At 46.0% G+C, this 4,921-nt stretch carries 6 protein-coding genes; 1 reads left to right on the top strand and 5 read right to left on the bottom strand.

The genetic code is table 11. The features are described from left to right. Positions 1–51: 51 nt before the first annotated feature. Entirely contained in the window at positions 52–393 is a 342-nt protein-coding gene (locus GY683_RS00780; protein ID WP_297286939.1) for a multidrug efflux SMR transporter, read from the bottom strand. A gap of 114 nt (positions 394–507) precedes the next feature. Further along, positions 508–1,203 carry a 7-cyano-7-deazaguanine synthase QueC gene (queC, locus tag GY683_RS00775; protein ID WP_297286938.1) on the bottom strand — a complete coding sequence of 232 codons (696 nt, stop codon included), beginning with the start codon at positions 1,201–1,203 and terminating at the stop codon, positions 508–510. Between the two features lie 150 nt (positions 1,204–1,353). Here queC and GY683_RS00770 point away from each other — a divergent pair, with 150 nt between their 5' ends. Then, a complete protein-coding gene (locus tag GY683_RS00770; protein ID WP_297286937.1) occupies positions 1,354–1,983 on the top strand; it encodes a MarC family protein in 630 nt (209 codons plus the stop codon). 68 nt (positions 1,984–2,051) lie between these two features. Here GY683_RS00770 and trpC read toward each other — a convergent pair whose 3' ends face one another. The 3 genes from trpC to GY683_RS00755 are packed head-to-tail and all read right to left on the bottom strand — an operon-like array spanning position 2,052 to position 4,656. Beyond that, complete coding sequence (gene trpC / locus GY683_RS00765; protein ID WP_297286936.1) at positions 2,052–2,888, bottom strand: indole-3-glycerol phosphate synthase TrpC; 837 nt, start codon at positions 2,886–2,888, stop codon at positions 2,052–2,054. A gap of 29 nt (positions 2,889–2,917) precedes the next feature. Beyond that, positions 2,918–4,000, bottom strand: a complete 1,083-nt coding sequence (gene trpD / locus GY683_RS00760) for an anthranilate phosphoribosyltransferase (RefSeq protein ID WP_297286935.1) — start codon at positions 3,998–4,000, stop codon at positions 2,918–2,920. Between the two features lie 32 nt (positions 4,001–4,032). Then, entirely contained in the window at positions 4,033–4,656 is a 624-nt protein-coding gene (locus tag GY683_RS00755) for an aminodeoxychorismate/anthranilate synthase component II (RefSeq protein ID WP_297286934.1), read from the bottom strand. Between the last annotated feature and the right edge of the window lie 265 nt (positions 4,657–4,921).

The following is a 4,921-nucleotide window of genomic DNA, read 5'->3' as shown; positions in this document are numbered from 1 at the left end:
TTTCGCTGAATAATTCAAGTAATTGATTTTCCATAAGTTTTCCTTATTTTATTAATGGGCGGTAGAGCTTGAAAAGACGTTCATGATAATCACACCGACAATGATAAAGCCAATGCCTATCATGGCAGGGATGTCGAGGTGTTGTTTTAATATGAATACACTAATCAAAGCGGTTAGCACAATGCCTACGCCCGACCAAATGGCATAAGTCATGCCAAGAGGAATGACCTTGACGACATGAGAAAGTAGATAAAAAGCGATGGCAAAACAAACGAGTGTAATGCCGGTAGGGATGAGTTTGCTAAACCCGTCAGATTTTGCCAAAAAAGTCGAACCTGTCACTTCGCTGACGATGGCAAGGGCAAGTAGGGCGTAAGCGGTGGATAATTGCATATAAAATATTTCTCTAGTTTAATAAAAAACCAACTGGTCGGTATTTTATTATACACCATGACAAAATGCAAATAAAAAATGACAAATCGTGATGATTTGTCATTCTAAGAGATGTTATGCATTCTGATAACGCGTTGGGTCAGGTACGCCTGCATCGATGAATCCTTGGCGACGCAGCGCACAGCTGTCACACACACCGCAGGCGTGCCCATCGCTGTCCGCTTGATAGCATGACACCGTCTCGCCATAGTCCACACCCAAAGACAGGCCAAGCTCTAAGGTCTGAGCCTTGGATAGGTTCTGTAGTGGCGCGACGACAGATAGGCGATTGCCTGCACGTCCTGCAACAGTGGCTAGATTGGCTAAGTTCTCAAAGGCTTCGATAAAGTCAGGACGGCAATCAGGATAGCCAGAGAAATCAACAGAGCTCACACCGATCACGATATAATTAGCCTGCATGACTTCAGCGGCTGCCAATGCGTATGATAAGAATATGGTGTTACGTGCAGGCACATAGGTCACAGGCACAGCATCTGATGTGGCGTCATAGTTAGGCACGTCGATGTTTTGATCGGTTAGGGCTGATCCGCCAAGTTGAGCGATATCGATGTCGATGATGCGATGTGAGACGCCAAGCTGTTTGGTGATTTTGGTCGCGGCGATCAGTTCGCTGGAATGACGCTGACCATAACGAAAGCTGATGGCGGTGATGTCTTTAAAATTAGCTCGTGCCCAGTATAGGCAGGTGGTGGAGTCTAGACCGCCTGAGAATAGTACGATGGCGTGATGGTTCTTGAAATCGCTGTTCATAAGATAAAATGATGAATATGTGATTAAAAATTTTGCAGAATTTTAGCACAAAAACACGGATTTTGGTAAGATTTTGGGTGTGATTGTGCTACAATATCTAGTTTTTTCATGATGTAAATAGCCACATAAATAATCACCAAATAGGGCATTATGGACACCGAACTTATTAAAATTATTCTGGCATTCGTGGTGCTGATCAATCCATTTAGCGCACTTGGGCTGTTCTTGAGCATCACGAATGGCTGCACCACACAAGATCGTAAACGAGTTGCGCAGATCGCCTGCTTGACCGTACTGATTACGATTTGTTTTTTTACCCTGCTTGGCGAGAGTTTGCTGAAGTTGTTGGGCATCTCGGTGGGGTCATTCCAAGTAGCTGGCGGTGTCTTAGTATTCTTGATTGCCATTAATATGATGAATGGCGGCGGCAATCCCGTCAAACCTAATGAGGATGAAGTTGAGGTGAATTCATCGCTGACAGCCTCTGCGGTCGTGCCTTTGGCTATTCCCATGATGATTGGCCCTGGCGGCATCTCGACGGTGATCATTTATAGTAGCCAAGTCAAGGGCGCTTTTGAGGTTGGTACGATCTTGGCGGCAGGGCTGTGCATTAGCATGTTCTGTTATCTGTCTTTGATGGCTGCAGGGCGTATCAGTCGATTCTTGGGTGATACAGGGCTGAATATTCTAAGTCGTATCATGGGTATGCTGCTTGCGGCAGTGGCGGTTGAGATTTTGGTGAGTGGACTTAGAACGATCTTTCCTGATTTATTAAATTAACCCGCCCAACAAAAAAGCGAATGACGAGCCATTCGCTTTTTTGTTGGGCGGGTTAAATCATTAATGCGTTAAATGCTTTTTAGTAGCTCTACCAATGCTGCGCCAGCATCATCTGTCTTCATGAACTGTTCACCAATCAAGAAATGATGGATGTTGTTCTTTTGCATCAGATGAATGTCATTGGCGTCATTGATGCCGCTTTCGCTGACCACGAGAGCATCATCACCCAATGCAGCAAAAAGCTGCTCGCACAGACGAATGCTATGCGCCAAATCCACTTTAAAAGTATTCAGATCACGGTTGTTGATACCGTAAATGTTGTGGGTAGATTTGGGCAATTTAAGTGCGCGTTCTAGCTCTTGCTGGGTGTGAATCTCGATCAGTACATCCATACCCAGATCAATGGAGATCTTGTGTAGATGAGCAACCGTCTCGTCATCTAGGCATGCCATGATCAGCAGAATGCAGTCAGCGCCTAAGGCGCGGCTTTCGTAGATGTGGTATTCATCCACCATAAAATCTTTACGCAGGACGGGTAAGTTTGTGACATTTCTGGCTTTGATCATGTAGTGATCATGACCTTTAAAATACTGTCGATCGGTCAGTACAGATAGGCATGTTGCGCCTGCTTGCTCATAGCCTTTGGCGGTATCGACAGCATTGAAATTCTCACAGATGATGCCCTTTGACGGGCTGGCTTGTTTGATTTCGCTGATGACGCCAATCTTACCTTCTGCAGTATTGACGGCGCGCAGAGCATTGGCAAAACCTCGCGGCTTGTCGTTATTAAGGCGGATAAGCCCGATGAGCTCATCTTGACTAACCAACGCCTTAGCGGCGGCGATTTCTTCATGCTTTGTGGTGACGATTTTTTGGAGGATGCTTGGCGTACTCGAACTTGTCATGATTATTCCTGATGTATGGTTTTATAAGATTATAAAGATTGGGTAAACTTGGCAAATTCACGCATTTTGGTTAATGCTGCGCCGCTGCCGATGGTATCTTTGGCAATCTGTACGCCCGATTGTAGGGTGTCTGCCTTGCCTGAGACATAGATGGCTGCGCCTGCATTTAGTGCAATGATATCTTGGGCTTTTTTGATGCGCTGATCATCGCTTGCCCCTGATAGGGCGGCGGTGATGAGCTCTAGGCTGTCTTTGGAAGATGATACGCTTAGCCCGTCAAGGCTTTGTGGTTCAATGCCGACATCTCGAGGGCTGATGGTATTACTGCTAACCACGCCATCTTTTAGTTCGCTCACGAAACTATCACCTGCTAAGCTAAATTCATCCAGTCCATCGGCTGAATGCACAACAATTGCGTGCTTTGAACCAAGGTTCTTTAGAACGTGGGCAAGCGGTTCGCATAGAGACTGATCAAATACACCGATGACCGAATTAACCACGCCAGCAGGGTTGGTCAATGGACCTAAGACGTTGAAGATCGTACGGGCTTTTAGCTGCTGACGGACACCGACGGCATGACGCATGGCTTTATGATGGTTGGGCGCGAACAAGAATCCTAATTGTTGTTCTTGGATGCAGTGCATCACCTCATTGCCAGTCAGGTCCAGACGAACGCCAAGCGCCTCCCACAAGTCCGATGAGCCTGACTTGGTGGAGACGCCACGATTGCCATGCTTGGCGACTGTAGCGCCACCAGCAGACGCCACAAATGCGGCGGCCGTAGATATGTTAAATAGATTGGCGCCATCGCCACCTGTTCCTACGATGTCCACCACATTTGCCAGATCATCTAATGTGATGTTGTGTGCCAGCTGTCTCATCACAGAGGCGGCGGCAGTAATCTCATCAATGCTCTCACCCTTGATGCGAAGCGCCACTAGAATAGCACCCATCAAAGCATCAGGGCAGCGTCCATGCATGATGGCAAGCATTACGCCCTGCATGGTGTCGCTGTCTAAGTTTTCGCCTTGTAATAATGCATTTAGAGCTTGGCTCAAGAATTGACCAATCTCATCATCACCAAGCGTATTAATATTATTTAAGTTAATCATTATCCATCCTTATTGTATTCATTGTCATTGGCTTAGGCGACTTGTGGTAGGTTGTCGTTACTTAGCTTGGCAAGTCCGCAGCGCACCAAAAAATTATTAAACAGCTGATAGCCGTGCTCGCTTAGGATGGATTCTGGGTGGAATTGTACACCTTCTACGTCTAGCGTTTTATGGCGAAGACCCATGATCTCTTCCATTGAGCCATCGGGATTCTGAGTCCACGCGGTGATCTCTAAGCAGTCGGGCAGGGTGTTTTTGTCGATGACAAGTGAGTGGTAGCGCGTGGCATCAAATGGGCTTGGTAGATCGCTAAACACTCCCTGATCATGATGATAAATGGGTGATAATCTGCCATGCATGACCTCACCTGCACGAACCACATCGCCACCAAAAGCCTGCCCGATCGCTTGATGACCTAGGCAGACACCTAGGATCGGGATCTGACCGCTAAATTCAGCCAAAATCGGCAATGTCACACCTGCCTCGGTTGGGCTACAAGGACCAGGGCCTAAGATAATGGCCTTGGGTGACAGTGCGCGAATCTCATCCAGGGTAATTTCGTTATTTCGAAACACCTTGATGTCCTGTTGTAATTCTCCAAAATACTGTACGATGTTATAAGTAAAACTGCAAAAATTGTCTATCATGAGCAGCATGAGAGTGTTCCTTGCTAATATTTCGATAAATTGAATTATTTTACCATTTTTTATTTATGCGGTGCAGGATTTTTAGTTTAAATTGATCTGATGCGCCTAAAGCCGCTCGTTTCTATGTTTGGGTGAGCACAAGCACATAAAAATAAGCCCTAAAACATTATTTAGGGCTTATTTTGTTATTTAAAGCTGGCAAATAAATCATATTCACTGGCTTCATCAATGGTAACGGTCAAAAATTCGCCAACTTTGACCGTCTCATCAATAT

This window comes from Moraxella sp., assembly GCF_024227015.1.
GTDB lineage: Bacteria > Pseudomonadota > Gammaproteobacteria > Pseudomonadales > Moraxellaceae > Moraxella.
The sequence above is the reverse complement of the archived record's forward strand: the minus strand, read 5'-3'. Positions and strand labels throughout refer to the sequence as shown.